Below are 25,243 nucleotides of genomic sequence, written 5' to 3' on the forward strand. Positions count from 1 at the left end.
ACGGAGCCCGCGATCATGATGAAGTCCCTGTTCCTGTCCGTCGCCCTGCCCGCCCTGATGCTGGCCGCCGCGCCCGCCCTGGCTGAGGGAGCGGCGGCCGATCCGGTCGCCGCGTCCGCGACCAATCCGCCGCCGCACTTCCCGCGCGACCTGTCGCCCGAGGGGGTCAAGGCCGCCGACGATCATCTGGCGCTGGAAGAGGTGGACGGCGCTGAGGCCCGCGCCTTCGTCGCCGCCTCGAACGAAAAGGCCTTGGCCGCCCTGACCGGCGACCGCCGCTATGAGCCCTTCCGCCGGCAGGCCGAGGCCATCCTGACCGCCACCGACCGCATCCCCGGCGTCAGCTTCCTGGGCGAAGGCCTGGGGAACTTCTGGCAGGACGCGGCCAATCCGAAGGGTGTCTGGCGCCGCACGACGCTGGACAGCTATCGCACCGCCCAGCCCCAGTGGGAGACCCTGCTGGACATCGACGCCCTGGCCAAGGCTGAGGGCAAGGACTGGGTGTTCAAGGGCGCGAACTGCCTGGCGCCGGACGAGACCCGCTGCCTGATCAATCTGTCGGACGGCGGCAAGGACGCCGTGACGGTGCGTGAGTTCGACCTGACGACGAAAACCTTCGTGGACGGCGGATTCGTCATCCCCGAGGGCAAGCACCGCATCAGCTGGCTGGGCCGCGACACCCTGCTGATCGCCACGGACTTCGGTCCCGGCAGCCTGACGGAGTCGGGCTATCCCTACATCGTCAAATCCCTGACGCGCGGCCATCCGCTGGCGCACGCGACCGAGGTCTATCGCGGCCAGCAGGGCGACGGCGGCTACGGCGTCTCTCCCATGGTGTTCCGCGACAAGGCGGGCGCGGTCGAGGCGGTGCTGTTCAGCCGCCCGCTGGACACCTTCCGGTCAGAAATCTGGGCTTTGGGCTCCGACGGCAAGCCCTACAGGCTCAACCTGCCAGAGCGCGTGGCGGTTCAGGGCGTGCTGGGCGGCAAGCTGATCTTCTCGCCCGAACAGGCGTGGAGCTTCGACGGTCAGGATTATGCCGCCGGTTCGCTGGTCGCCATGCCGATGGGCGTGCTGGGCGATGTGCGCCAGAGCATCCGCATCGACGCGAAGACGGCGACCATATTCGCCCCCGGCCCGCGCCAGTCGCTGCAGGACGTCCGGGTGTTCGAGGACAGCATCGTCGCCGTCATCGCCGACAACGTCGTCGGCACGCTCAAACGCTTCACGCCGGGCGTCGGGGGCTGGACCGCTGCCGACATCGCCGTCCCCGCTAACAGCGCCGTGGGCCTGGGCGACAGCTCCAAGGCCAAGGGCCAGGTCTTCGTCTCGGCCCAGGGCTTCCTGACGCCGCCGACCCTCAGCCTGGCCGATGTCGCCACCGGCGCCCTCAGCGAGCTGAAATCGGCCCCGGCCAAGTTCGACGCCTCGACCCATGTGGTCGAGCAGTTCGAGGCGACTTCGACCGACGGGACCAAGATCCCCTACTTCGTCACCCGGCCCAAGAACCTGGCGATGGACGGGACCGGCCCGACCATCCTGTTCGGCTACGGCGGTTTCCAGGCCAGCTTCCCGCCCGCCTACAAGCCCGAGATGGGCAAGCTGTGGCTCGAGAACGGCGGCGTCTTCGTTCAGGCCAACATCCGCGGCGGCGGCGAGTTCGGCCCCGGCTGGCACCAGGCGGCTCTGCGCGAAAACCGCCAGCGCGCCTTCGACGACTTCGCCGCCGTGGCCCGCGATCTGGAGCAGCGCCGCATCACCAGCCCGCGCCACCTGGGCATCTACGGCCGCTCGAACGGCGGGGTGCTGACCTCGGTGTCCATCACCCAGCATCCGGAGCTGTTCAACGCGGCGGTGATCGAAAGCCCGCTGATCGACATGCTGCGCTATCAGGAGCTGCCGGCGGGCGCTTCGTGGATGGGCGAATACGGCGATCCGCGCATTCCGGGCGACGCTGAATTCATCGCCCGCTACTCGGCCTATCAGCAGCTGCGGCCCGAGGTGAAGTATCCGCGCGTCTACATCACCACCAACACGCGCGATGACCGGGTGCACCCCGGCCACGCCCGCAAGTTCGCGGCGCGTCTGGGCGACCAGGGTCACGACCACCTCTATTTCGAGGACACGGCGGGCGGCCACTCCAACGACGCCGACCCGGTCGCCAACGCTCGCCGCTGGGCGCGCCACTACGTCTATCTCAGCCAGCAACTGATGGACTGATTGTAAAGCTCGTCGCGCCCGACGCGCCGCTCACGCATTTATGAGCGGCGTTATCGGGCCGAAGGGATAGGATCGCCGCCATGATGGCACGGGGCCTGTTCAGGTACGGAATGACGGCGGCGGTCGCGGGCGTGGGTCTGCTGGCCGTCGCCGCCGCGCCGTCGCGCGAGCGGGACGCCCCGGTCCAGCCGGTGGTGGTCGAACTGTTCACCGCCCAGGGCTGCGCAGGCTGTCCCGACGCCAACCGCACGGTCGAGACGGTGGCCGAGGATCCGGGCGTGATCGTCCTGACCTACGGTGTCGACTACTGGGACTATCTGGGGTGGTCCGACACCTTCGCCCGGCCCGAGTTCGCCGAGCGCCAGCGCGCCTATCGTCAGGCCCTGAAGCTGCGGAACGTCTCGACGCCGCAGGTGGTGATCGACGGACGCCGTCATGTCTCGGGCGCCCGCTCGCCGGAGCTGAAGGCCGCCGTCGAGGCCGAGGCGCAGGGCCGGGGCTGGCCGCCCGAGATCGAGTTCCGCGAGACCGGCGATCGCGTCGGCGTCGGTTCAGGGCGTCCTCCGGAAGGCGGAGCCGAGGTCGTCGCCGTCGTCTATCGACCGGGGCAGCAGACGGTCGAGGTCAAGGGCGGCGACAACCGCGGCCGGGCCGTGACCCACGTTAATGTGGTGCGCGAGGTGCGTCGTCTGGGCGACTGGAACGGACGGCCGGTGCTGTTCCCCCTGCCCCAGGACGCGGGGAGCGACGAGGGGGTGGTGGTGCTGCTTCAGGCCAAGGACGATCGCCGCATCCTGTCGTCCGCCGCGCGCCCGGAACCGGGGCGCGATTGAACCGCTGACGGAAAAGGTCTAAAGGCCCGCCGCTCTTGATGGGCGCGCGCCTCCTCGCGCGACCCGGAGAACATTGCATGGTCGGGGATACGCCCCGCGGCGACGCCGCGCCAACCGCCAACGCCTCCTCTTCTGCGAACGCCCAGACTCCGCCTTCCGGCGGGGCGGACGGTCATGGCGGAGGCAAGGCCAGCCATCGCGCCCTCATCCTGGGCGCCATCGGCGTGGTCTTCGGCGATATCGGCACCAGCCCGATCTACGCCCTGCGCGAGGCGACGGCCCACGCCCAGAAGGGCGTCGGCGGCGATCTGGCGATCATCGGCGTGGTGTCCCTGGCCTTCTGGGCGCTGATGATCGTCGTGACGTTCAAATACGTCATGTTCCTGATGCGGGCGGACAACAAGGGCGAGGGCGGCACCCTGTCGCTGATGGCCCTGGCCCAGCACGCCATCGGCCGACGCAGCGCCTGGCTGTTCGTCCTGGGCGTCTGCGGCGCGGCCCTGTTCTACTCCGACGGCGTCATCACGCCTGCGATCTCGGTCCTGTCGGCCGTCGAGGGCCTGCAGGAGGCGCCTGGCCTGAACGGACGGCTGGATCCCTTCATCCTGCCGCTGGCGGCGGGCATTCTGATCGCCCTCTTCCTGGTGCAGTCGCGCGGCACGGCGGGCCTGGCCAAGTTCTTCGGCCCTATCACCCTGATCTGGTTCCTGTCGCTGGGCCTGCTGGGCGTGGTCCATATCTTCGACGACCTGTCGATTCTGAAGGCCCTGTCGCCCTACTATGGGATCAAGCTGCTGATCGCCGACGGCTTCCTGGGCTTCGTCATCCTGGGCAGCGTCTTCCTGGCCGTCACCGGCGCCGAGGCGCTGTATGCGGACATGGGCCATTTCGGCAAGGCGCCGATCCGCCAGAGCTGGCTGTTCATCGTCCTGCCGTGTCTGACGCTCTGTTACCTGGGCCAGGGCGCCTTCCTGCTGTCGCACCCCGGCGCGGCGCATAATCCGTTCTGGAACATGGTGCCGCAGCTGGCCTATTGGCCCATGCTGATCCTGGCCACGGCGGCGACGGTGATCGCCAGCCAGGCGATGATCACGGGCGCCTTCTCGGTCACGCAACAGGCGGTCCAGCTGGGCCTGCTGCCGCGTATCGACATCCGCAACACGTCCGAGACCCAGGCCGGCCAGATCTATGTGCCCGCGATCAACAGCCTGCTGCTGGTCGGGGTGCTGTTCGTCCTGGTCAGCTTCCAGTCGTCGCATAATCTGACGGCCGCCTATGGCGTGGCGGTGACGGGGACCATGATGGTCAACACCCTGATGGCCTTCACCGTCGTGCGTCACAAGTGGAAGTGGTCGTGGTGGGCCATCCTGCTGACGCTGGCGCCGTTCGGCTTCATCGACGCGGTCTTCCTGACCTCCAACCTGCTGAAGATCCCGGCTGGGGCGTGGATGCCTCTGGTGCTGGGCGGGGGCTTGGTCATGCTGATGTGGACCTGGGTGCGCGGTTCCCAGATCCTGGCCGACAAGACGCGCAAGGACAGCCTGCCGCTGAACGATCTGATCGAGATGCTGCGCGCCCGTCCGCCGCACCGGGCGCCGGGTACGGCCATCTTCCTGACCTCGGACCCGGACGTGGCGCCGGTGGCCCTGATGCACAATCTCAAGCACAATAAGGTGCTGCACGAGAAGAACATCATCCTGACGGTTCACACCTCGGACCGTCCGCGCGTGCCGGACCTGCAAAGAGTGGCGGTCGAGCCGATCAGCGATGATTTCAAGCGACTGACCCTGACCTTCGGCTATATGGAGACGCCGAACGTGCCGCGCGCCCTGGGTCTGTGTCGCAAGCAGGGGCTGAAGTTCGACATCATGTCGACCAGCTTCTTCCTCGGCCGACGCTCGGTCGTTCCATCCGCCCGCCAGGGCATGCCTCTGTGGCAGGACAAGCTGTTTATCTTCCTGATGCGTAACGCCGCCAATCCGACCGACTTCTTCCGCATTCCGCCCGGCCGCGTGGTCGAACTCGGCACCCAGGTGTCGGTGTGAGCGGGGGGACGCCCAAGGGCAGAAGCTCCGCCGCGCGCGGCCGCCGCATCGCCGAAAAGGCGCGCGGGCCGCGTCGTGAACCGACGCGGCAGCCCGTCGCGGACGATCCGCACGCGGACATCGGCGTCGAGGCGCGGTTGGTCGCAGGCATCCTGCTGAACGCGGCGCTGGAGAAGCGCACGGGGCTGGACGAGGCCCTGTCGCAATCGCCCGCGCGCGACCTGCCGCCCCAGGACCGGGCCTTCGCCCGCGCCGTGGCCATGGCGGCCCTGCGCCGACTGGGCGAGATCGACCAGATTCTGGAGCGCCGTCTGCAGAAGGCGCCGCCGCTGGCGGTGCTGACGATCCTGCGCGTCGCCCTGGCCCAGACCCTGGTGCTGGACACCCCGGCGTTTGCGGCGGTGTCGACGGCGGTCAAGCTGGCCGAGCGCGACGCCAAGACGCGGCCGTACAAGAATCTGGTCAACGCCGTGCTGCGCGGCGTCGGTCGCGACGGCCCCGGCTTGACGACCGCTGAATCCAACCTGCCCGACTGGCTGGCCCAGCGCTGGAAAGCCACCTATGGCGAGGCGGCCCTGATCGGCCTGGCCCTGGCCACGCGCGAAGAGCCCGCGACCGACCTGACCGCCAAGCCCGGCGTCGATCCGGCTGAACTGGCGGCGTCGGTCGAGGGCGAAGCCCTGCCCGGCGGCACGGTTCGCACCGGCAAGCGCGGCGACGTCGCCGCCTGGCCCGGTTTCGAGGCCGGCGACTGGTGGGTGCAAGACGCCGCCGCCGCCGTGCCTGCGCGCCTGCTGGCGGTCAAGACGGGCGAGACGGCGCTGGACTTGTGCGCCGCGCCGGGCGGCAAGACGCTGCAACTGGCCGCCGCCGGGGCCGAGGTCGTCGCCCTGGACCGTTCCGAGGCGCGCCTGAAGCGCCTGCGCCAGAATTTCGAGCGTATGAACCTCAAGGCCGAGGTCGTCGCCGTCCCGGCCGAGGACTGGGAGGACGACCGGACGTTCGACGCCGTCCTGCTGGACGCGCCCTGCACCGCCACCGGCACCTATCGCCGCAACCCCGAGGTTCTGCGCGCCACCCGCCCCGCCGACGTGGCCAAGCTGGCCGACGTGCAGCACCGCCTGCTGGACGCCGCCGCCGAGAAGGTGAAGCCGGGCGGCCGCCTGGTCTATTGCGTCTGCTCTCTGGAGCGCGAAGAGGGCGAGACGCAAGTCATCGCCTTCCTGCGCCGCAACCCGGCCTTCCGCACCGTCGCAGCGGTCACGGCTGAGATCGGCGCCCCTGACGAGGCCCTGACCCCCGAAGGCTGGCTGCGCATCCTGCCTTCGCAATGGGCGGAAAAGGGCGGGCTGGACGGCTTCTTCGCCGCCAAGCTGGAGCGGATCGCGGACTAGGACGCGGGTGTCTCAGTCCTCGTCGTCCTCGATGGCGTGGATCTGGTCGTCGTCCAGGCCCAGGTGGTGGCCGATCTCGTGGATCAGGACGTGGGCGATGATCTCGGCCAGGCCGACGTCGCCGCGCTCGCACCATTCGTCGAGGATCGGGCGGCGATAGAGGAAGACGCGCGACGGCTCCGGCGCCGGGCCCATGGCGTCGCGTTCGCCGATGTGGACGCCGGAATACAGGCCGGTCAGCTCGAACGGATCCTCGATCCCGAGGTCGTGCAGGGTCTCCTCGTCGGCGAAATCGTCGATGCGGATGACGACTTCTCCCGCCGCCTGACGGAACAGGGCGGGCAAGGCGGCGAAGGCGTCTTCGGCCAGGCGGGCGAAGTCGTCGAGGGAAGGGGCGGTCTGATTGTTCCAGGTCTGGCTCATGCCTTTGGATATCGCGCGCCGGGCGCGCTCCGGCAATCGGCGGCGACGCCGCATCGCAAATCGCGCAATCAGGTTATGGTAAACGCGAATCGGTCGGCGGGCTGACGCTCAGCGGCCGCAGCGCGACGCATCATTCGGGGATCCATGGCCGAGGCCGACATCGCTTATGCAGCCACAGCAGGGGCGGCCGGTCTGGCGCTGGCGGTCAGCGCCTGGACCTGGCGGCTGCGCGCGCGGCTGGGCGCGCGCGAGGTCGAGGTCGAGCGCTGGCTGGGCGGCGCCCAGGCGTCCGCTGCCGCCAGCGAGGGCGCCCTGACCGCGTTTGACGACGTGCGTCTGGCCCTGACCCCGGAAGGAAGGCCGCTGGCCGTGTTCGGATCGGTCGAGGCCTTGTCGACCCTGGCGCCTGGCATGGAAGGGACTGCGGCGGCGGAAGCGGTCGTCGATGTCCTGAACCGGCTGCATACGGGGCGCATGGAAGCTCTGGTTCAGGGCGGTGAAGCTTTCGAGACCTTGATGGAGACGCCCGAGGGCGCCTGGGCGGTCGAGGGGCGGCCGCACGGCGGATCGGCCTGGCTGCGGCTGTCGCGCCTGACTGGGGTCGGGGGCGGGGAGGGCGCGCTGGACGGCGGCGTGAGCGCGGGGGTTCTGGCCGAACAATCGCCAGCGCCGACCTGGGTTGTTGACGGGGCCGGGCGGCTGGTCTGGGCCAACAGCGCCTGGCTGGTCGAGACGGGCGCCGAAACCCTGGCCGAGGCGCGCGAGCGGGGACTCAGCTTCGACCGCGGCGCGGACGGGGTGGTGGGCGAAGCCCTGCGCCTGAACGCGCGCCAGGAGGGCTTTCGCTGGACCACCGCTGGCGGGCGGCGGCGGGCGTGGAAGATCCTGGCCGAGCCGCTTGCGGGCGGACGGGGCGCCGTCATCGCCTTCGCCGGCGAGATGACCGAGGCCGAGGAGACCCGAGACACCTTGCGTCGTCACGTCGAGGCCCATGACGAAACGCTGAACCACCTGGCGGACGCCGTGGCGATCTTCGGCCCGTCCAAGCGGCTGGCCTTCCACAACACCGCCTTCCAGTCGTTGTTCGGGGTTGATCCGGCCTGGCTGGACGAGCGCCCGACCCACGCCGAACTGCTGGACCGGCTGCGTCAGAAGCGACTGCTGCCCGAGGTCGTCGACTACGCCGCCTGGAAGGCCGAGGAGCTGGACTTCTACGGCGCCGCCGAGGCCTCGCCGGACGATAGCTGGTCCCTGCCGGACGGGCGGACGCTGCGGGTGGTGCGCCAGCCGCATCCGCTGGGCGGCATCCTGCTGATCTTCTCGGACATCACCGGCGAGCTGCAGCTGCGTAGTCGCTACAACGCCCAGATTCAGGTCCAGCGCGCGACCCTGGACAAGCTGAACGACGCCGTGGCCGTGTTCGGCTCGGACGGGCGGCTGCGGCTGCACAATGAGGCGTTCGAGACCTTCTGGGCCGTCTCGGGCGAGCGGCTGAACGAAGCCGCCGACTTCGACGCCGTGGCGGCCCTGTGCCGTCCGGTCCTACCCGATGCGGCCCTGTGGCTGGGCTTGAAGGCGCGGGTGGCCGATCCCGATCCCGAAAGCCGGGTGCCGATTGCGGGCGAGGGGCGAACTGAGGACGGCCGCAGCGTCGCCTGGCAGACCCGGCCTCTTCCGGACGGCGCGACCCTGGTCGCCTTCTCGGACGTCACGGCGCGGCGTGGACTGGAGCAAGCCCTGGCGGCCAAGGAGGCCGCCCTGGCCGAGAGCCAGGCGCTGAAGCGCGAGTTCGTCGGCAGCGTCTCCTATGAGCTGCGCACGCCGCTGACGACCATCGTCGGCTATTCCGAACTGCTGGAGGCCATGGGCGACCTGCCCGAGCGCAGCCGTCAGCACGCAGGCGCTATCCGCGTGGCGGCCAGCCACCTGGCCCGCTCCATCGACGACGTGCTGGACATGGCCCAGATCGACGCGGGCGAGATGGAGTTGACCCTGGGCGACGTGCGGGTCTGCGACCTGCTGGACGAGGCGGCGGAAAAGATCAGGGCCAAGGTCGAGGGCCGCGGCGCCACGCTGTACCTGGCTTGCCCGACCGGGCTGAAGCCGATCCGCGCCGACGCCCGCCGCATAGCCCAGGCGGTCGATCATCTGCTGGAGAACGCCTGCCGCGCGGTGTCCGAAGGCGGCGCCGTCAGCCTGACCGCCGAGGCCGGACCCGGCGAGGTCCGCATCCGTGTCGAGGACACCGGCCGGGGCATTCCCTACCATCTTCAGGCGCACGTCTTCGATCGCTTCGTGCGGCGCGAGCGCGGCGGACCGGGCGTGGCCCTGGCCCTGGTCAAGGCCCTGGTCGAGCTGCACGGAGGCTGGGCCGAGGTCCAGTCGGAACCGGGCAAAGGGGCCGCCTTCATCCTGCACCTGCCGGTCGAGGCGACGGCGCCGACCGCCGCGCCGGAACTGCTGCTGGGCTGATCTTGGCCGTCCAGTCGTGCTAGAGGGCGTGTCCAAGCCTTCCAGGACGTCCTCATGGCCGACACGAACCGCCCCCTGCTCAAGACCGCCGTCATCTATGATTTCGACGGCACCCTGGCGCGAGGAAACATGCAGGAGGTCAGCTTCATCCCCTCGATCGGGATGACGCCGGCCCAGTTCTGGAACGAGACCGTCCGTCCACGGACCATCGCTTCGGACGGCGACGGCATCCTGATGTACATGCAGATGATGCTGCTGGCCGCGCGCGAACAGGGCGCCCCGGTGACGCGCCAGGCGCTGCGCGACCACGGCCGCGACGTGGCCCTGTTCGAGGGGCTGCGGGATCGCTCCTGGTTCGACCGGATGAACGCCTTCGGCGCCCAGTTCGGGCTGGAGATCGAGCACTATATCATCTCGGCGGGCCTGACCGAGATGATCGAGGGCTGCCCCATCGCCGAGGCCTTCACCCACGTCTTCGCCTCGAAGTACGCCTATGACGACGAAGACGTGGCGGTCTGGCCCGCCGTGGGCGTCAACTACACCACCAAGACCCAGTATCTGTTCCGCATCAACAAGGGGGTGCGCAACCACTGGGATGATGAGCGCATCAACCGCTTCATCCCGGACGAGGAGCGCCCGATTCCCTTTGATCGCATGATCTTCCTCGGCGACGGCGATACCGATGTGCCGACCATGAAGATGATGCACACCAAGGGCGGTTTCTCCATCGCCGTCTACGACCCCGACAGCACGCCGCGCGACCACGACAAAATCCACCGCCTGATCTCGGAGGACCGGGTCAACTTCGTCGCGGCGGGCGACTATCGCGAAGGCTCGCCCGTCGACCTGATCGTCAAGGGGCTGATCGGCCGCATCGCCGTCAACTATGGCCGGATGCCGGCGGACTGAAGCAAGCGGGCTGAGGCGGGTCCGCCTTAACGCGGGGCGCGTTTCGCCAGGATGCGTTGCAGGGTGCGACGGTGCATGCCCAGGCGGCGCGCCGTCTCGGACACGTTGTGGTCGCACAGCTCATAGACGCGCTGGATATGCTCCCAGCGCACTCGGTCGGCCGACATCGGGTTCTCGGGCGGCTCGGGCGCTTCGCCGGACGACAGAAGGGCCTTGACCACGTCGTCGGCGTCAGCGGGCTTCTGCAGATAGTCGACGGCGCCGGCCTTGACCGCCGCGACAGCCGTGGCGATGGCGCCGTAGCCGGTCAGCATGACGATGCGGGCGTCCTCGCGCCGCTCGCGGATCATTTCGACCACCTTCAGGCCGTTGCCGTCCTCAAGCCGCATGTCCAGAACGGCGAAGGCCGGGACCGACTGGCGCAGGGCGTCGCCCGCCTCGGCCACTGAGCTGGCGACGGTGACGGTGAAGCCACGCGATTCCAAGGCTCGGCCCAGGCGGGTGCGCAGGGCTTGATCGTCGTCCAGCAACAGCAGGGACTTGTCGTTGAGGGCGGCGATCTGGGTCTCGAGTTCGGACATGAAATTCTCCTGCGGTTCAGGTCGTGCGTCAGCGACGCAGGGTCAAGGGCCAAGCTCGCAACTGCGACATCAGGTTCCGCTCTCGTCTGCGGGCCCGTCCATGGCCGAGGCGGTGACTTCCAGCGCCTGTCGCGGCCAACGCACGGAGACCAGCGCGCCGCCGGGCTGCCCCTTGGCGGCGTCGCCGGAGCCGACCGAGACCTTGGCCCCGGTCCGTTCCAGCAGGGTGCGGGCGATGAAGAAGCCCAGGCCCATGCCGCCCTGGCTGGGGGCGATGGGGGCGGTGATCGGCGGCGGCGCTCGGCGTCCGCGCTTGACCGCCGACCGGCCGGGGCGGGTGGCCGAGGCGATCTGGGCGGCCAGGGCGCGGCGGGCCTTGGCCTGGGGGCGGCTGGTCACATAGGGCTCGCCCAGACGCGGCAGGATTTCGGAGGCGAAGCCGGGGCCGTCGTCGACGATGTCGATCTCGATCCACCCGGCGTCGACCACAGCGGTCAACTGGACGCGGGCGGTGGCGAAATCGGCGGCGTTCTCGACCAGGGTGGACAGGCCGTGGACGATCTCGGGCAGGCGGCGCAGGCGCGGGGCGTCCTGGCCGGATGGGATCTTCAGGGCGATGTCGAAGTCGAGGTCGAAGCCGCGATGCGGCTCGGCCACCTCTTCCAGCAGGGCCTTCAGGCCGATGTCGGCGAACAGGGCGTCGCCCTCTTCGGGCTGGGCCGACAGCTGTTTCAGAATGGCGCGGCAGCGTTCCGCCTGCTGCAGGATCAGGGCGGCGTCCTCGGCCGCCGGGCTGCCTGCAGGCGCGTCGCGAAGCATCTCCTTGGCGACGACCTGGATGGTGGCCAGGGGCGTGCCCAGCTCGTGGGCGGCGGCGGCGGCCAGGCCGCCCAGGGCCGCCAGCCTCTGTTCACGCTGCAGCACGTCCTGGGTGGTGGCGAGGGCCAGCTCCAGCTTGTCGGCGTCGGCGGCGACCTTCCAGGCGTAGCCGGCCGTGAACAGCACCCCCGTCACCAGGGCCAGCCCCAGCCCCAGGCGATAGAGGCCCGGCAGCTCCAGATGCTCATGCAGCCGCCACGGCAGAGGCAGGGACCAGGAGAAGAGGAAGCCCACGGCGATCAGCGCCATGACGCCCAGGATCACCGCCTGGCGGGCGGGCAGGGCCGCCGCCGCGATGGTCACGGGCGCGACCAGCAGCAGGCAGAAGGGGTTGGCCAGCCCGCCGGTCAGGGCCAGCAGCGTGGCCAGCTGCAGAATGTCGAAGCCGAGCTGGGCGGCGGTTCTCGGCCCGTCGGGCAGGCTGCCGTCGATGCGCCGCGCCCGCGCCATGGTCGCCAGGTTCATCGCCACGCCCGCGCCGATCACGGTCAGGCACTCCCACAGAGGCAAGGGGAAGTGCAGGGCGAAATAGGCGGTCAGGATGGCCGAGGTCTGGCCGATCACCGCCAGCCAGCGCAGCACGATCAGGGTGCGCAGCGACAGGCCCCGCCCGCGTCGGGGCAGTTCCGGCAGACCGGCCAGTTCGCCGGCCGCCTGGATCAGGTCATGCGGATGGGCCTGATGATGGGCCTGGGGGCGGGCGTGCGACGGGATGGGGGCTTCTGTACGGCTCACCGCTCTTCTATAGACCGGGCGAAGAGCGGCTGCACGGTTCGCCGTGTCGCGGCCGCCGAAATGACCTCCGTGCCTGATGAGGAGACGCCATGCCCCGCCGTCCTGTGATCCTGTTCGCCGCCGCCTGCGCGGTCATCGCCCTGGCGCTGGGCCTGATCACCATGGTGGTCGTCGGCGGTCGCCAGCAGGCGGCCCAGACCACGGACGTCGCGACGGGCCAGCCCCTGGTCGGCGGCGACTTCACCCTGACGGATCAGAACGGCAAGACGGTCGATCAGACGATCCTGAACGGCAAATGGACCCTGGTCTTCTTCGGCTTCACCTACTGCCCCGACTACTGCCCGACCACCCTGGGCGTGCTGAACGCCGTGCAGGAGCGGATGGGCGACAAGGCTGAGGATCTGCAGATCGTCTTCATCAGCATCGACCCCGAGCGCGACACGCCGCAGATGCTGAAGGACTACCTCTCGTCTGACGGCTTCCCCGACGGCGTCATCGGCCTGACCGGCACGCCGGAGCAGGTGGCCAAGGCCGCCAAGGCCTATCGCGCCTTCTATCAGAAGGTCGGCGAGGGCGAAGGCTACACCATGAACCACGGCTTGACCGTCTATCTGATGGGGCCTGACGGAAAGTTCCGCAGCGCCGTCGCCCACGACCTGGGGCCCAGCCGCACCGCGACCCTGATCGAAAACGCGATGGAAAAGGGCTGATCACCTTTCCCTGAACGAAGCGCCGCCGGTCTTTTTTGCGGCGCAGCACTCTGTATGATCGGCGTTCCGCATCGGCGGGGGCCGCAGTCGGGGTTTCATGCTCTACGCTTTTCACGAGCTCGCCTATCATTCGGCGATGCCGTTCCGGATCGGGGCCCAGATGGCCCGCCAGTTCTGGACCTCTCCGTTCAATCCGGCGTCGGACACGGCGATCGGCCGCACCGCCTATGCCTCGGCCGAGGTGTTCGAAAGCCTGACGCGCCGTTACGGCAAGCCCGACTGGGGCCTGGAGACGCTTGAGATCGACGGCAAGCCGGTTCGCACCACCGAACAGGTCGTCTGGTCCTCGCCCTGGTGCCGCCTGGTGCGGTTCGCGCGCAACATCGGCGACTTGAAGCGCGCAGGCAAACCCGCGGCGGCGCCCGCCGTAGTGATCGTGGCCCCGCTGTCGGGCCACTACGCCACCCTTCTGCGCGGCACGGTCGAGACCTTCCTGCAGGACCACGACGTCTATGTCACCGACTGGACCAACGCCCGCCAGGTGCCGATGCTGGAAGGCCGGTTCGACTTCAACGACTACATCGACCACGTGCGCGACATGTTGGCGGCGGTGGGGCCGCGCGCCCACGTCGTCGGCGTCTGCCAGCCGGGGCCGCCGGTGCTGGCGGCCTGCGCCGTGATGGCGGCCGAGAACGACCCGAACCGCCCCGCCTCCATGACCTTCATGGGCTCGCCCATCGACGCCCGCCTGTCGCCGACGGTGACGAACCAGCTGGCCGAGGAAAAACCCTTCACCTGGTTCAAGTCGAACATGATCCACACCGTGCCCTGGCCCTATCCGGGCGTGGGGCGGCGGGTCTATCCGGGCTTCGTCCAGCTCTACAGCTTCATGTCGATGAACGAGGGCAAGCACGTCGACGCCCATCGCCGCTATTTCGAGGATCTGGTGGCGGGCGACGGCGACGGGGTCGAGAAGCACGAGCAGTTCTACGATGAATACCTGTCGGTGCTGGACCTGACCGAGGAGTTCTATCTCCAGACCATCGACATCGTCTTCCAGCAGCACCTGCTGCCGCGCGGCCTGTTGCAGCATCGCGGCGAGACGGTTGATCTGACCGCGATCACGGACATCGGCCTGGCCACCATCGAGGGCGAGATGGACGACATCTCCGGCGTCGGCCAGACCCAGGCGGCGCACGGCCTGACGCCCAACATTCCCGACGACCGCCGCCTGCTCTACGTCCAGCCCAAGGTCGGCCACTACGGCGTCTTCAACGGCCGCCGTTTCCGCGAGGAGATCTATCCCCGCGTGCGCGACTTCATCGCCAGCAACGAAGCCCTCAGTGTCGTACCGGAACGGTCAGCGTCTGCCGCTTGAGGGCGGCGGCGCCCTGAGGCTGTCGGTCAATCCGCGCGCGCGTCGACTGTCGATCCGCATCGACGCCCGCGCCGGCGAGGCCGTGGCCGTAGCCCCCAGCGAGCGACGCCTGGGCGAGGTCGTGGCCTTCGCCCGCACCAAGGCCGGATGGATCGCCGAGCGACTGGCCGCGCGGATCGACGCCCAGCCGTTCGAGCCGGGCGCCGTCGTGACCTGGCTGGGTCGCCAGGTGCGCCTGGAAGCCAGCGGGGGCGCAGGGGCGGCGCGCCTGATCGACATGCCTGAGGGGCCGGTGCTGCGTTCGGGCGGCGAGGGCGAGGCCTTCTCGCGCCGCATCGAGAACTGGTTTCGCCGCGCCGCGCGCGACTTCCTGGTCGAGCGAACCGACGTCCATCTGAAGACCCTGGGCCAGAAGCCGGTGAAGGTGTCCATTGTCGACACCCGCTCGCGCTGGGGCTCGTGCAGCCCGCACAATCGCTCGATCCGCTATTCCTGGCGCGTCATCATGGCCCCGCCCGCCGTCGCCGACTACCTGGCCGCGCACGAAGTCGCCCACCTGGTCCACGCCGACCACAGCCCGGCCTATTGGGCGGTGGTCGCCCGCCTGGTCGGAGATCACCGCCCGCACCGCCGCTGGCTGCGCGATCACGGCGCGGCCCTGCACGCCGTCGGCGGCTGAAGCCCTGCTCCCACAAGGGGAGAAGGAAGACCTTAGAAGAACAGCGCGTCGGGGCGGCGTTCCTGCTGGGGCGCGGCCTGCGGCGGGGCGGGGCGCGCCGCCGGGGGGTGCTGCGGCTGGGTCTGTTGCGGGGCCTGGCCGTCGATGACGACGGGCGGTTGCGCGTCGTCATAGGGCTGCGCCGTGGCGTAGGGATCCTCGACCTGGCCCATCAGGTCGCCGACGGGATCGGGCGGGATCCAGCCCTCGGGCAGGGGCGGGCCGTTGGGGATAGCCTGGACCGCCAGCTTGGGCAGGGCCGCCTCCATGAAGCCGCGCCAGATGGCGGCGGGCGAGGAGCCGCCGGTGATGCGGGCCATCGGCTTGTTGTCGTCCTTGCCGACCCAGACGGCGGCGACGAAGCCGCCCGTGTAGCCGACGAACCAGGCGTCCTTGTAGTCCGAGGTGGTGCCGGTCTTGCCCGCGATGTCGCGCCCGCCGATGGCGGCCGAGCGGCCGCTGCCCGAGGTGATCACCCCGCGCAGCATCTGGTTCATGTAGTAGAGCGGCGGATTGTTGATGGCCTGGCCGCCTTCGGACGGGCCGTGGGTGTAGATCACCCGCCCGGACGGGGTGCGGATGCGGCTGATGCCATAGGCGTCAACGCGGCGGCCGCCGTTGGCGAAGGCGTCATAGGCCTGGGCCATCTCCAGCGGGCTGACCTCGACGGCGCCCAGGGCCATGGACGGCTGCAGGCCGATTTCGCTGGTGATCCCCAGGCGCTTGGCGGCGCGGGCCACGCTGTCGCGGCCGACCTGGTCGGCGACATAGGCGGCGACGGTGTTGGTCGACTGGGCGACGGCCTGAGCCAGGGTCATCTGGCCCGAGAAACGGCCGGAATAGTTGCGTGGCGACCAGCCGCCGATGGTCACGGGCTGGTCGACCACCGGGGTCTCGGGGGTATAGCCGGCCTCGACCGCCGCCAGATAGACGAAGGGCTTCCAGGCCGAGCCGGACTGGCGTCGCGCATCGACGGCGCGGTTGAACTGGCTGTCGCCGTAGGAGGCGCCGCCGATCATGGCGCGCACCCGGCCGTCGCCGTCCAGGGCGACCAGGGCCGCCTGTTCGACGCCCTTGCCCTTGTCGCGATCCAGGATGCGGCGCACGGCGCGTTCGGCGTCGGTCTGCAGCGTCAGGTCCAGGGTGGTCTCGACCACGAGGTCTTCGGTCGGTTCGCCGACCAGGCCGCGGATCTGCTTGTCCAGCCAGTCGATGAAGTATTGGGCGTGCTGGCTGGCCAGGGTCTTGGACACCCGCACCGGCTCGGCCACGGCGGCTTCGCGCTGGGCCGGAGTGATGGCGCCGACCTCGACCATTTCGTTCAGCACGACGTTGGCGCGGGTGGCGGCGCGCTCGCTCTCGGACACCGGCGAATAGCGCGAAGGCGCCTTCAGCAGGCCCGCCAGCAGGGCGGCCTCGCCGACCGTCAGCTTGTCGGCGCTCTTGTCGAAATAGCGTTGCGAGGCGGATTCGATGCCATAGGCGCCGGCGCCGAAATAGACGCGGTTCAGATAGAGGGCGAGGATCTCCTTCTTGGAGAACTTCATCTCCAGCCACACGGCCAGCATCAGCTCCTGAACCTTGCGCTTCATGTTCTGATCGGGCGTCAGGAACAGGTTCTTGGCCAGTTGCTGGGTGATGGTCGAGCCGCCCTGGACCACGCGCCCGGCCTTCAGGTTCGAGGCCATGGCGCGGCTCATGCCGATCGGGTCGAAACCGGGGTGGTGATAGAAGCGGCGGTCCTCGATGGCCACGAAGGCGGCGGGGACGTAGTCGGGCAGGGCGTCCAGATCGACCGGCGGCGCCATCTGGGTGCCGCGCACCGCGATCAGGGCGCCGGAGCGGTCCAGATAGGTGATCGAGGGCTGGCGATCGACTTCATACAGGCTGGAGGTGTCGGGCAGGTCGCGCGCGAAGACGGCGAAGAAGACGACAGCGAAGATCAGGCCCCAGACCGCCAGAACCGCGCTCCAGTAGAAGAGGCGGCCCATGAAGGTGCGGTGCGGTTTTCCTCCGCCCTGATCGTTCCCATCGGGTCCGCGGTCTTTGCGCGCCATGAACATCCCTCTATGCCAGCGGCGCGAACCCTAGACCATTTTCGGTTCAGTCGGAATCGACTGAACCTAGAACAATGGTCCAGAATTAAGCTGGAGCGAATATCTGGGTTCAGTTGAACGCAGTCCAACTGAACCGATTTCGCTCTAGCCGTTCGCGTCGTCGACGAAAACGCCCCCGTTTCCGATCACGGCAGCGTGAGCGCCTATTTCGCCGAAAGAATGGCGCGCCGGGCCAGCCAGACGCCCTGATCGCCAGCGTTCTCCACCGTCAGATCGGCCTCGGTCAGCAGGGCGCGATAGGCGTCGGGGGCCAGGCTGCCGTGATAGAGCGCCTCGCCGCGCCATTCGCCGATCGCCTCGCCGTGGGCGGGGCCGGCGGTGAACATCAGCCGTCCGCCGGGCGTCACACGGGCGGCCAGGGCGGGCAGGACCGCCGTCTGCGCTTCCGGCGTCAGGTGGAACAGGCTGTGCCAGGCCAGCACGCCGTGAAAGGCGCCGTCCGGCAGGCCGTCGCGCATGTCGCCGACGCGCCAGTCGCCTTTGGGCAGGGTCTCGCGCGCATGGGCGATCAGGCCGGGCGAGGCGTCCAGGCCGACGACCTCGAAGCCGCGTTCCAGCAGGGCGGCGCCCATCGGCCAGCCCGAGCCGCAGCCGACGTCCAGCACGCGGGCGCCGGGCGGCCAGCCCTCGGTGAAGCGATCCAGCCAGGCGACCTCGTCCCAATCGCCTTGGTGTCGGCTCAGGGCGTCGCCCCGGTCGCGAATCCAGTCCGCCGCCTTGTCCTGATACAGGCCGACGATCCGATCCGCGGCTGGATGGCTCATTTGGCCAGGAAGGCGTCCAGTTCGCCGTAGAAGGCCGTCGGCTGGTCGAACATGATGAAGTGGGCGCTGTCGTCGATGCGCTTCAGCTTGGCGCCGGGCAGGGTCGCGAAGGACATCTGATAGATGGCGTCGGTGACGGCGTCGGTCATGCGGGCGTCGTTGAACTTGACGTAGAGCACCTGGGTCGGGGCGGTGATCTTCGCCAGTTCGGGGCGCAGGTCGGTTGTGACCAGTTCGCGGAAGGCGGCGGCCGAGACCTTCTGGTCGCTGTCGCGCATGTCCTCAAGCGCCTCCTCGCGGCGACTCTCGGTGTTGATCATGCCGTTGATGGCGGTGGTGGCCTGGGCGACGTAGGCCTCGCGCGGGCTGGTCGACTGGGCGGTCCAGATCTGATCGGCGACGGGGGTCACGCTTTCGGCCGTTGCGCCGGGCGCGCCGAACATGGCGCCCATGAAGGGGATCATGTCCACGACCATCAGCTTGCCGACCAGTTCGGGGTGACGCGCGGCCAGCATCATGCCCATGGTCCCGCCCATGGAGTGGCCGACGACGGCGGGGTTGTTCAGATGCTGTTCGCGGATGTAGCGGGCGATCTCCTCGGCCACGGGGGCGCCGACCGGCTGGGGCGCATCGCCCTGGGCGTTGGCTTGCGGCGCGGCGCCGGCGAAACCGGCGACGTGGATGCGGTGGACGCGATAGCGCCCGGCCAGGTGATCGACCGCGCCCTGCCAGATGTCGGGCGAGGACGACAGGCCGGGGATCAGGATCAGATCGGGGGCGCCTTCCGGCCCGTCGACGCGGACGCTGAGGCGGTCGGAGGCGAAGGCGGCGTGCGCCGCGTCGTGGGCCGCATGGTTGACGTGGCCGTCCTGAGCCAGGGCAGGGGCGGCGGCCAGCAACAGGGCGGCGGCGATGAAGGCGGCGGAGGCGGTGCGGATCAAGGCGTCTCTCCCAAAGAGAATTTGAGACAGATTAATTCATCGGCTGAGGAAGGGAATGGCCTTTGGACGGCCGCCCGTCCCTGCTGCTACAAGGCGGCCATGACCGCAGACGCCGCGCCCGCACCTTCCGCCACGCCTGAAGCCAAAGCCCCGCCGACGGCCTTCGGCAAGGGCTTCGTCACTGACGCCTGGTATTTCGTCGCCCTGGCGCGCGACGTGCCGGTCGCCAGCCTGAAACGCTATGAGATCATGGGCGAGCCGGTCCTGATCGGGCGGACGCGCGCGGGCGAGGTCTATGGCATGCGCGACATCTGCCCCCACCGCGCGGCGCCGCTGTCGGCTGGACGGCTGGTCGAAAAGCCGGGCGAGGGCGAGACGATCGAATGCCCCTATCACGGCTGGCGCTTCCGGCCGGACGGCGTCTGCGCGGCCATCCCGTCGCTGGTCGAGGATCAGGCGTTCGAGGCCAACCGCATCAAGGTGCGATCCTATCCGGTGCGCGAGAGCCAGGGCATGGTCTTCGTCTGGATGGCGGCCGACGCCCGAAACCCGTCCGAACCGGATCAGGAACCGCCGCAGTTCCCCGGCGCCGCCGGCCAGCCGCGTCTGGTCGAGTGGATGGATTTCGACAGCCATATCGACCACGCCGTCGTCGGCCTGATGGACCCCGCCCACGGGCCCTATGTCCACCAGCAGTGGTGGTGGCGCTCCGAACATTCGATGCACGAGAAGGCCAAGACCTTCGCCCCGGTCGACTTCGGCTGGGCCATGGTGCGCCATGCGCCGTCGTCGAACAGCCGGCTGTACAAGGTGCTGGGCGGGGCGCCTGCGACCGAGATCACCTTCCGCCTGCCGGGCTATCGCTGGGAGCATATCCAGGTGGGCGAAAAGCAGGTGCTGGCCCTGACCTGCCTGACGCCGGTGAGCGAGACCAAGACCCGCATCACCCAGATCTTCTGGTCCGACCACTGGGTGTTCGGCATCGCCAAGCCCTTCCTGCGGATGGGCGTCGTCGCCTTCCTGAAACAGGACGGCGGCATGGTGAATCTTCAGAACGAGGGGCTGAAGTACGACCCAGCCCTGATCTGGATCGACGACGCCGACAAACAGGCCAAATGGTATCAGCAGCTGAAGCGCGAATGGCTGAAGAGCCGCGCCGAGGGCCGCGCCTTCGCCAATCCGATCAAGGAGACGGTGCTGCGCTGGAAGAGCTGACGGTCAGGGCGGCGGGGGGCTCTGGTCGTCGGCGCTTAACAGCGTAATCATGCGGCCATGAAGCGGGTCGCGCGCATCTTCCGTCTGCATTTCGCCCTGTGGCTGGGGCTCGCCGTCCTGGCGGTCGCGGTGATTTTAACGCCTGCCGCGTGGGACTGGCCGATGCGGATCGCCGCCGCCTGGGACGCCAGCGTCAGCGTCTTCCTGATGCTCACCTTCATCCGCCTGTATCGCCATCGCACGGCGTCGGCCATTCGCAAGCGGGCGGCGGACCTGGATCAGGCGGGCGGCGCCGTCCTGCCGCTCAGTTTGCTGGGGGCGGCGGCCAGCGTTTTCGTGATCGTCATGGAGACGGCGGACGGCGGCAAGCCGAGCCTGGGCGAGGCGCTGTTCTCCATCGGCACCATCGCCGCGTCGTGGCTGTTCACCCACGTCCTGTTCGCCCTGCACTACGCCCATGAGTTCTATGCGCCCGCTCACGGCGGCGGCGATCGGCGCGGGTTGATCTTTCCCGGCGAAGAAGAGGCGGACTACGGCGACTTCCTGCATTTCTCCGTGATCATCGGCGTGGCCAGCCAGACGGCCGACATCCAGATCAGCAGCCGTAAACTGCGCCGGATCGCCACCGTGCACAGCCTGATCGCCTTCGTCTTCAATACGGTGATCCTGGCCCTGGCGGTGAATATGGCCGTGAGCCTGCTTTAGGCTTTCGCACGCCCATTCCAGCCGGGCGCCTTGACTTGGCCGCTATTGAGGCCCATCTGCGCTGCATCGCACAATGCGGTGACCGGCGCCTCCAGCGCGTGTTTGGGCTTCCCTCCCCGGAAGGCCTGTCTGTCGAGCGGCCGGTTCATTCGATTTCATACGTCGTCCATACACGCGGGGCGGCGCCCGTTCCTCGCCCGAGCTTCGGGCAGGCGACGTGCGCCCTTTGTGAAGGCTGGTTCGTCCAGCCGCGCGCGCCGCCGTTCGTGAAAGACAGACGTGAGCGACACCATCACCTTCGAATCCATGGGCCTGAACAAGGCTCTCCTGACCGCCCTGGCGTCGACCGGCTATGAGAAGCCGACGCCGATCCAGGCCAAGTCCATCCCCGACGTCATGAAGGGCAAGGATCTGCTGGGCATCGCCCAGACCGGCACCGGCAAGACGGCGGCCTTCGCCCTGCCGATCCTGCATCGCCTGGCCGAAAACCGCGTGGCGCCCAAGCCGCGCACCACGCGCGCCCTGATCCTGAGCCCCACGCGCGAGCTGGCGACCCAGATCGCCGACAGCTTCAAGCAGTACGGCGCCCATCTGGGCTTCCGCGTCGCCGTCATCTTCGGCGGCGTGAAATACGGCCCGCAGGAACGCGCCCTGCAACAGGGTCTCGACGTTCTGGTCGCGGCGCCGGGCCGCCTGCTGGACCACCTGCAACAGAAGACGCTGGACCTCAGCTCGACGGAAATCTTCGTCCTGGACGAAGCCGACCAGATGCTGGACCTGGGCTTCATCAAGCCGATCCGCCAGATCGTCAGCCGCATCCCGGCCAAGCGCCAGAACCTGTTCTTCTCGGCCACCATGCCGTCGGAGATCGGCAAGCTGGCGGGCGAGCTGTTGAAGGATCCGGTCAAGGTCCAGGTCACGCCGCAGTCGACCACGGTCGAGCGCATCAAGCAGTCGGTGATCTGGATCGAACAGGGCAAGAAGCGCGCCCTGCTGACCGAGCTGTTCTCTGATCCCGCCTATACGCGCTGCCTGGTCTTCACCAAGACCAAGCACGGCGCCGACAAGGTCGCGGCCTATCTGGAGGCCGGCGGCGTCGAGGCCGGCGCCATCCACGGCAACAAGAGCCAGCCCCAGCGCGAGCGCGCCCTGGAAGCCTTCAAGAACGGCAAGCTGCGCGTCCTGGTCGCGACCGACATCGCCGCGCGCGGCATCGACGTGGACAAGGTCACCCACGTGGTGAACTTCGAGCTGCCCTATGTGCCGGAAGCCTATGTCCACCGCATCGGCCGTACGGCCCGCGCGGGCAAGGACGGCACCGCCATCAGCTTCGTCGCCGGCGACGAGATGAAGCTGCTGAAGGACATCGAGAAGGTCACGCGCCAGAAGATCCCCGCGATCGACCGTCGCAACGACAAGGCCCTGGCCCAGCTGGACGCCTCCATCATGTCGGCGGGCGTGGCCAAGAAGGCGACCCTGCCCGAGCGTGAAGGCCGTTCGGACGGCGAAGGGCGCGGCGGCCGTCGCGGCGGGCGCAACCCGCACCGCGAAGGCGTCAAGCAGGAGGGCGGCGGTCAGCCGCACCGCCAGCGTCGCGGCCGCAACGGCGCGCCTGCGGCTGAGCGTCCGGCGGCGGCCTATGATCCGATGGCGGGCGACCGCGCCCGTTCGGCCGCGCGCGCGACGCCTGCGGCCGAGCCCAAGCCGGTCGGCGAACTGCAGCGTCGCCCGCGTCGTCGTCGTCCGTCGAACGGCGGCAAGGGCCACGCCGCCCAGGGCTGATGCTCTCGGCGTAGAGGCGAATAAAAACGGCGGCTCCTTTGCGGGAGCCGCCGTTTTCACGTTAGTCGTCAGGCCTGGGTCAGAAGGCCCAGCGCGCGCCCAGCGAGGCGACCAGGGCCGAGCCTTCGGCTTCACCACGCAGGTGCGAGGTCATGGCGCCCTGGTACAGGGTGCGGTCGTCGCGGATCGTCGAGTCGCTGAAGGCGATGTAGGTCAGGCCGGCGTCGAAGGTGACGCCCTCGGTCACTTCGGTCGAACCGCCGACCGAGAACAGCCAGCGGTCGGCGTCCGGGATGCGGGCGGTGCGCAGGCTGTCGCGAGTCGGGGTCGGGTCATAGCCGACGCCGGCGCGCAGCGTGGTCTTGTCGCTGATCGCATAGTCCAGGCCGATGGCGCCGGTGGTCACGTCCTTGTAGTCCTGATGGATGACGTCGCCGCCGCCCGTGTATTCGACGGTGATGGCGTCAAACTCGGACCAGCCGATGCGGTTGACCTGGGCGTTCACGGTCAGCTTGTCGTTGACGGCGTAGCGGACCGAGGCCGAGGCGAACCACGGGGTGTTGAAGCTGGCCTTGCCGCCGGTCGAGACGTTGGCGCCTGCGAGCGGGCCCAGCAGGCCGGCCACGGTCACGTCGCCTTCCAGTTCATGCTCGATCTTGGAGCGGTAGCTGAGGCCGAAGTCCCACGGCCCCTTGTGCACCTGGGCGCCGACGTTCCAGCCGAAGTCCCAGCCGTCGCCTTCCAGGCTGTTGGAGCCGTCGGGCAGCAGCGGCGACAGGTTCGGCATGGCCGAGGTCAGCTTGGCCTTGACGAACTGGGCGTTCAGCCCGGCGCCGACGTCCAGCCAGTCGTTGACCTGATAGGCCACGGTCAGGCTGGCGTCGCCCGAGCGCAGTTCCGACGTCAGGGCGTCGTAGCGGGCGAAGGAGCCCTGTTCGTACTTGGTGGTGAAGTTGTAGGGGGCGGCCACCGAGACGCCGACGGCGAAGCGGTCGCCGATCGGCGTGGCGAAGGCGAAGTTCGGCACCAGGCCGCTTTCGATCGGATCGACCTCGGTGTTGCGCGGGTTGACCACCGGTATGTCCACGCCGCCCGGATAGGTCAGGTAGGAGCCGGCGTTCTTCACTTCGGAATCGATGCGAATGGCGTGCATGCCGATGGAGACTTCACGGCCGCTGCGGGCGATGGAGGCGGGGTTCCACCACATCGAACCGACGCCGCGATCGGCGGCCTCGCCCGAGAAGGCGCGTCCGGCGCCGCGCACGGACTGTTCCTGCAGATAGAAGGAGCCGGCGAAGGCCGGGGCGGCGGCGCCCGTCATCAGGGCGGTGGTCAGTGCCAGGCCGCCGAGGCGGGCCATGTTCCTGGGGGTCATTTACGCTTCACCTATGTAATGGGCCGGCCATTTTTGTAGAGGCGGCCAGCCTTGGTTCGGGGAGAGCCGCCACGCTAACAGCCACAGCGTCCGTGTCATGAAAGCGTTGCGTCCAAGGCCGGTGTCGGACCCCTTCTCGGCGAAAGCGTGGCGCAAAAATCGCACAATTTCACACCTTGGTGAGGTTACGTAGCGGCAATTTCGATACCTGAAGAACGTAGGTTTGCGGTTAGATCGTGTTCCGCCGCGTCAACTTCGGACTGATCTCGACCCCGGATCACCAGCTGGGTTCCGACCTCGTCGGCGGTCTGTCCGGCGCCGAAACCGAAGAGGTAGGAGCCGAAGGACAGATGCGGTCGCGCCTCGGCGGCGGCGCGCAGGATGTCGGCCACGGCGCCCTCGCCGACGCCGGTGACGCGCAGGGACCGGCTATGCACCGGCGCGCCCGTCTTCAGGCGCGGCGCCACGTCGTCCAGCATGGCCTCCATAATCTTGGGCACGCCGGCCATGACGAAGACGTTGTCGACCTGGAAGCCCGGCGCGTCGCTGACCGGATTGGCGATCAGGACGCCGCCTTCGGGCACGCGGGCCATGCGGCGCCGCGCAGCGTTGAACTCGCCCGGCGCATAGCGGCGCGCGAGGATGGCGAGCGCCTCGGGGTGTTCGCGCACGGGAAGGCCGAAGGCGGCGCCGACCGCATCGGCGGTGATGTCGTCATGGGTCGGGCCGATGCCGCCGGTGGTGAAGACGTAGTCGTGGGCCGCGCGCAGGGCGTTCAGCGCCGCGACGATCTGCTCCTGACGATCGCCGACCACCCGCGCCTCCATCAGATCGACGCCCAGCGGCGTCAGAAACCGGGCCAGGGTGTTCAGATTGGTGTCGCGCGTGCGGCCCGACAGGATTTCGTCGCCGATGATCAGGACGGCGGCGGTGGGGGAGGGGGCGATCTGGGACATGGCCCGTAGATAGGAAGGGCGCGCGCTTGCGTCAGCCGTGAACCCTGACGGGCTTGAGGTTTTATGCTAGTCTGACCATCTGAAGTCCTGA

The 25,243-nt window shown here is 68.9% G+C and carries 20 protein-coding genes; 12 read left to right on the forward strand and 8 right to left on the reverse strand.

Annotated elements, in window-relative coordinates; translation table 11 throughout:
- Positions 1–15: 15 nt before the first annotated feature.
- The 4 genes from AC3A3G_RS13735 to AC3A3G_RS13750 all read left to right on the forward strand — a co-directional run bounded on the left by AC3A3G_RS13735 (position 16) and on the right by AC3A3G_RS13750 (position 6,492).
- Entirely contained in the window at positions 16–2,220 is a 2,205-nt protein-coding gene (locus tag AC3A3G_RS13735; RefSeq protein ID WP_487488437.1) for a prolyl oligopeptidase family serine peptidase, read from the forward strand.
- 80 nt (positions 2,221–2,300) lie between these two features.
- Positions 2,301–3,053, forward strand: a complete 753-nt coding sequence (locus tag AC3A3G_RS13740) for a DUF1223 domain-containing protein (protein ID WP_487488438.1) — start codon at positions 2,301–2,303, stop codon at positions 3,051–3,053.
- A 77-nt stretch (positions 3,054–3,130) separates the two neighbouring features.
- Positions 3,131–5,098 carry a potassium transporter Kup gene (locus tag AC3A3G_RS13745; RefSeq protein WP_125900722.1) on the forward strand — a complete coding sequence of 656 codons (1,968 nt, stop codon included), beginning with the start codon at positions 3,131–3,133 and terminating at the stop codon, positions 5,096–5,098.
- Positions 5,095–6,492 (forward strand): RsmB/NOP family class I SAM-dependent RNA methyltransferase, encoded by a 1,398-nt coding sequence (locus AC3A3G_RS13750; protein ID WP_487488439.1) that lies wholly within the window; start codon positions 5,095–5,097, stop codon positions 6,490–6,492. Before AC3A3G_RS13745 ends, AC3A3G_RS13750 begins: the two co-directional genes overlap by 4 nt.
- Before the next feature lie 12 nt (positions 6,493–6,504).
- Here the strand turns inward: AC3A3G_RS13750 and AC3A3G_RS13755 are convergent, their stop codons facing one another.
- A complete protein-coding gene (locus AC3A3G_RS13755) occupies positions 6,505–6,915 on the reverse strand; it encodes a metallopeptidase family protein (protein WP_412876506.1) in 411 nt (136 codons plus the stop codon).
- A 144-nt stretch (positions 6,916–7,059) separates the two neighbouring features.
- On the opposite strand from AC3A3G_RS13755, the gene AC3A3G_RS13760 reads away from it, so the two are divergent.
- Positions 7,060–9,387 carry a PAS domain-containing sensor histidine kinase gene (locus AC3A3G_RS13760; protein ID WP_487488440.1) on the forward strand — a complete coding sequence of 776 codons (2,328 nt, stop codon included), beginning with the start codon at positions 7,060–7,062 and terminating at the stop codon, positions 9,385–9,387.
- A 54-nt stretch (positions 9,388–9,441) separates the two neighbouring features.
- Complete coding sequence (locus AC3A3G_RS13765) at positions 9,442–10,296, forward strand: HAD family hydrolase (protein WP_487488441.1); 855 nt, start codon at positions 9,442–9,444, stop codon at positions 10,294–10,296.
- Positions 10,297–10,322: 26 nt separating this feature from the next.
- Here the strand turns inward: AC3A3G_RS13765 and AC3A3G_RS13770 are convergent, their stop codons facing one another.
- A complete protein-coding gene (locus tag AC3A3G_RS13770; RefSeq protein ID WP_200168900.1) occupies positions 10,323–10,877 on the reverse strand; it encodes an ActR/PrrA/RegA family redox response regulator transcription factor in 555 nt (184 codons plus the stop codon).
- Between the two features lie 69 nt (positions 10,878–10,946).
- Complete coding sequence (locus AC3A3G_RS13775; protein ID WP_487488442.1) at positions 10,947–12,491, reverse strand: ActS/PrrB/RegB family redox-sensitive histidine kinase; 1,545 nt, start codon at positions 12,489–12,491, stop codon at positions 10,947–10,949.
- Positions 12,492–12,580: 89 nt separating this feature from the next.
- Between AC3A3G_RS13775 and AC3A3G_RS13780 the strand changes: the two genes are divergently transcribed.
- From AC3A3G_RS13780 to AC3A3G_RS13790, 3 genes are all read left to right on the forward strand, one after another.
- On the forward strand, positions 12,581–13,201 hold the full coding sequence (locus AC3A3G_RS13780) for an SCO family protein (RefSeq protein WP_200168386.1): 621 nt from the start codon (positions 12,581–12,583) through the stop codon (positions 13,199–13,201).
- Between the two features lie 97 nt (positions 13,202–13,298).
- Entirely contained in the window at positions 13,299–14,579 is a 1,281-nt protein-coding gene (locus AC3A3G_RS13785; RefSeq protein WP_487488443.1) for a polyhydroxyalkanoate depolymerase, read from the forward strand.
- Entirely contained in the window at positions 14,545–15,258 is a 714-nt protein-coding gene (locus AC3A3G_RS13790) for a M48 family metallopeptidase (RefSeq protein WP_487488444.1), read from the forward strand. Before AC3A3G_RS13785 ends, AC3A3G_RS13790 begins: the two co-directional genes overlap by 35 nt.
- Before the next feature lie 32 nt (positions 15,259–15,290).
- On the opposite strand, the gene AC3A3G_RS13795 is transcribed toward AC3A3G_RS13790, so the two are convergent.
- From AC3A3G_RS13795 to AC3A3G_RS13805, 3 genes are all read right to left on the reverse strand, one after another.
- Complete coding sequence (locus AC3A3G_RS13795; protein ID WP_487488445.1) at positions 15,291–17,360, reverse strand: transglycosylase domain-containing protein; 2,070 nt, start codon at positions 17,358–17,360, stop codon at positions 15,291–15,293.
- A gap of 197 nt (positions 17,361–17,557) precedes the next feature.
- Entirely contained in the window at positions 17,558–18,178 is a 621-nt protein-coding gene (locus tag AC3A3G_RS13800) for a class I SAM-dependent methyltransferase (protein ID WP_487488446.1), read from the reverse strand.
- Positions 18,175–19,119, reverse strand: a complete 945-nt coding sequence (locus AC3A3G_RS13805) for an alpha/beta fold hydrolase (RefSeq protein WP_487488447.1) — start codon at positions 19,117–19,119, stop codon at positions 18,175–18,177. Before AC3A3G_RS13805 ends, AC3A3G_RS13800 begins: the two co-directional genes overlap by 4 nt.
- Positions 19,120–19,218: 99 nt before the next feature.
- On the opposite strand from AC3A3G_RS13805, the gene AC3A3G_RS13810 reads away from it, so the two are divergent.
- The 3 genes from AC3A3G_RS13810 (at position 19,219) to AC3A3G_RS13820 (ending at position 22,821) form a co-directional block, all read left to right on the forward strand.
- Positions 19,219–20,334, forward strand: coding sequence for a Rieske 2Fe-2S domain-containing protein (locus AC3A3G_RS13810; protein WP_487488448.1), 1,116 nt, complete (start codon positions 19,219–19,221; stop codon positions 20,332–20,334).
- Between the two features lie 57 nt (positions 20,335–20,391).
- The gene (locus AC3A3G_RS13815; RefSeq protein WP_487488449.1) at positions 20,392–21,039 is read left to right on the forward strand and encodes a DUF1345 domain-containing protein; all 648 of its coding nucleotides are present in this window, start codon (positions 20,392–20,394) and stop codon (positions 21,037–21,039) included.
- Between the two features lie 306 nt (positions 21,040–21,345).
- The gene (locus AC3A3G_RS13820) at positions 21,346–22,821 is read left to right on the forward strand and encodes a DEAD/DEAH box helicase (RefSeq protein WP_368923241.1); all 1,476 of its coding nucleotides are present in this window, start codon (positions 21,346–21,348) and stop codon (positions 22,819–22,821) included.
- Between the two features lie 79 nt (positions 22,822–22,900).
- Here AC3A3G_RS13820 and AC3A3G_RS13825 read toward each other — a convergent pair whose 3' ends face one another.
- Together AC3A3G_RS13825 and AC3A3G_RS13830 are read right to left on the reverse strand one after the other, a co-directional pair.
- Positions 22,901–24,196: an OmpP1/FadL family transporter gene (locus AC3A3G_RS13825; RefSeq protein WP_368923170.1), complete on the reverse strand. Its 1,296-nt coding sequence runs from the start codon at positions 24,194–24,196 to the stop codon at positions 22,901–22,903.
- Between the two features lie 185 nt (positions 24,197–24,381).
- Positions 24,382–25,152 (reverse strand): competence/damage-inducible protein A, encoded by a 771-nt coding sequence (locus tag AC3A3G_RS13830; protein WP_487488450.1) that lies wholly within the window; start codon positions 25,150–25,152, stop codon positions 24,382–24,384.
- Positions 25,153–25,243: the final 91 nt, after the last annotated feature.

The organism is Brevundimonas sp. Soil_N_31 (assembly GCF_057655995.1).